This is a genomic window from Paenibacillus sabuli (assembly GCF_014705605.1).
Lineage (GTDB): Bacteria > Bacillota > Bacilli > Paenibacillales > Paenibacillaceae > Paenibacillus_D > Paenibacillus_D sabuli.
This window is the reverse complement of sequence record NZ_JACXIZ010000093.1, coordinates 1-2,822: the sequence shown is the minus strand read 5'-3', so window position 1 is coordinate 2,822 and position 2,822 is coordinate 1. Positions and strand designations below refer to the sequence as shown.

Annotated in this window: 2 protein-coding genes; both read left to right on the top strand. The window is 67.7% G+C overall.

The genetic code is table 11. The annotated features are described in order from the left end of the window. Window positions 1–1,160: nickel-dependent lactate racemase (larA, locus tag IDH44_RS26200; protein ID WP_190921772.1), on the top strand; the 1,160-nt coding region annotated here is incomplete at its 5' end. Next, window positions 1,157–2,822: alpha-amylase family protein (locus IDH44_RS26195; protein ID WP_190921771.1), on the top strand; the 1,666-nt coding region annotated here is incomplete at its 3' end. The genes larA and IDH44_RS26195, both read left to right, overlap by 4 nt.

Genomic DNA, 2,822 nt, shown 5'->3' with positions numbered 1-2,822 from the left:
TGCTGGGCGAGCTGGCCCGGCGCGGCGACCGGGTGGCGATCGTGATCAGCGACATCACGCGGCCGACGCCCAATGACCGGCTCGTGCCGTGGATGCTGGAGGAGCTGTCCCATGTGCCGGACGAGCAGATCGTCATTATCAACGGCACCGGCACGCATCGCGACCAGACGCCGCAGGAGCTGGAGCAGATGCTCGGACGCGAGGTGACGCGGCGCATCCGGGTCGTCAATCATCACTGCCAGGCGAGGGAGGAGCTGACGCGAGTCGGCTCCATCTCCTTCGGCTGCGAGGCCTGGCTCAACCGCGAATATGTAGCGGCTGACGTCCGTATTGTAACCGGTTTCATAGAGCCCCATTTCTTCGCCGGCTTCTCCGGCGGCCCCAAGGGCATCATGCCCGGCATCGCCGGGCTGGAGACGATCATGACCTTTCACAATGCGCGCATGATCGGCGATCCGCGCGCAACCTGGGGCCGCACGGCGGACAATCCGCTGCAGGCGATGGCCGCGGAGGTGAATCGGCTCTGCCCGCCGCACTTCCTGCTCAATGTGACGCTCAATGCGCGCAAGGCGATCACGGGCGTCTTCGCGGGCGAGCTGTTCGCGGCGCATGCCGCGGGCTGCGCCTTCGTCAAGGCGCATGCGATGCTGCCGGTCGAGGCCCCGTTCGACGTCGTCGTCACGTCCAATTCGGGCTACCCGCTCGATCAGAATCTGTACCAAGCGGTCAAGGGCATGAGCGCCGCCCGGCAGATCGTGCGCAAGGGCGGGACCATCCTGATCGCCGCCGAATGCTCGGACGGCTTGCCCGCGCACGGCAACTACGCCAGTATCCTCGGCATGCGCCCGACGCCGCAGGAGTTGCTGGCGATGATCGAGGAGCCGGGCATCCGCCTGCTCGACCAGTGGCAGGTGCACAAGCAAGCCGTCGTCCAGGCCTGGGCGGATGTGCTCGTCTACTCGTCGCTGACGGAGGAGCAGGTGCGCGGCGCGCTGCTCACGCCGGTCGCGTCGATCGCCGAGGCGCTGCGCGGGCTGGAGCGCCGCTATGGAGCGGACATGCGGGTCGCGGTGCTGCCGATGGGACCGCTGACGATTCCCTACGTCCGCGAGCCGGGACAGATCCAAGGACAAGCAGAGGAAGGAGCTGGCGAATCATGAGCTGGTGGCTGCGCAACAACCTGCGGCTGATTCAGACGAACCTGCGCGAGACCGACGCGGGGATGGACGTCGAGCGGCTGATCGGCGATCTGCAGGATTTCGGCGCGAATGCACTGATGATGAACGCGGGCGGGATTTTCGCCTTCTATCCGACGGAGCTGGAATACCATTACCGCACACCTTATCTGCGTCACGATGTGCTGGGGGAGGCGATCCGCCGCGCGCATGAGGCCGGCATGCGCTTCTTCGCGCGCTTCGACTTCTCCAAGGCGCACGAATCGATCTATGCGCGGCATCCCGAGTGGTTCTACCGCACGCGCGAGGGCCGCGAGGTCAATTACAACGGCATCGTGCATACCTGTGTCAACGGCGGGTACCAGCAGGACTACTCGCTGCGCATTCTCGAGGAGGTGCTGACCCGGTATCCGGTGGACGGCATATTCTTCAATATGTTCGGCTATCAGACGCGCGATTACAGCGGCAACGAATACGGCATTTGCCACTGCGCGAGCTGCCGCACGCGGTTCATGGCCGAGTACGGGCACGAGCTGCCCGCCTCGCGGACGGATGGCGGCGCAGCAGGTGCAGCGTACCGGGCCTTCCAGTGGGCGACGACGCGCGACATGCTCGCACGCATCCGCGCGCATGTCAAGGCGCTGCGGCCGGACGTGGCGATCAGCACGTACAACGAGTACGGCGTCGATATCGTGCGCAAGGAGTCCAATACGGCGCTGGCGCGTCCCCATCCCCTATGGCTCTATTCGGCCTCGGAGAATGTGCAATCGGTGGAGGACTCGTGGGCCGACAAGACGATCAGCAACTGCTGCATCAATGCGGTCGATCTGCAGCATCGCTTCATGGGCGTGTCGCCGCACGAGGTGCGGCTCCGGCTGTACGAGAGCATTGCCTCCGGCTCGGGCCTGGACTTCTGCATCATCGGCGTCTTCGCCGATTACCCGGATCGCGCCGGTCTGGACGCGGTGCGCGAGGTGTATCGCTTCCACCGCCGGCACGAGCGTTACTTCGGCCAGCTGCGCTCGGCCGCGCGGCTGGCGCTGATCAAGCCAAGCGGGCCGCGCGCGGCCGGCGCGGCGGAATACCACGGCCTCTACAAGATGCTCAAGGAGGCGCATCTGCCCTTCGACGTCATCGTGCAGCATACGCTGGCGGACCATGCGGCCCCGCTCCGGGAACGCTGCGCCGCGTTGATCGTGCCTGATCTGCCCGTGCTGCAGCCGGAGGAAGCGCAGACGCTGCTGGAGCTGCAGCGGGCGGGGGTGCACCTGGTGCTCACCGGCGGCTCGCTGACGGACCCGGCGCATGCCGAGGCGCTGCGCGAGCTGCTGGACGCCGCATACGACGGGCCGATGACGGATACGGACGCGGCGTACCTGCTGACGGCCGAGACGGCGGCTGCGCAGGCGCCGCCGCTCGACGGCGCGCAGATGAGCACGGCGGGGAGGTCGGACGGCGCGCAGACGAGCGCGGCGGGCGGGTCGGACGGCGTGTGGCCGCCGCGCCCGCGCGAGCCAGAGGCAACTGCCGGGACTCGGAGTCAGGCCGCCGCGGCCGACCGCGAGTCTCGCGAGCCGGGCGAGCTTGTCCCGGTGCGACCTGCGTCCGCGGCGCCTGTGGCCGGCAGCGGCGACCTCGCGCAGCCGG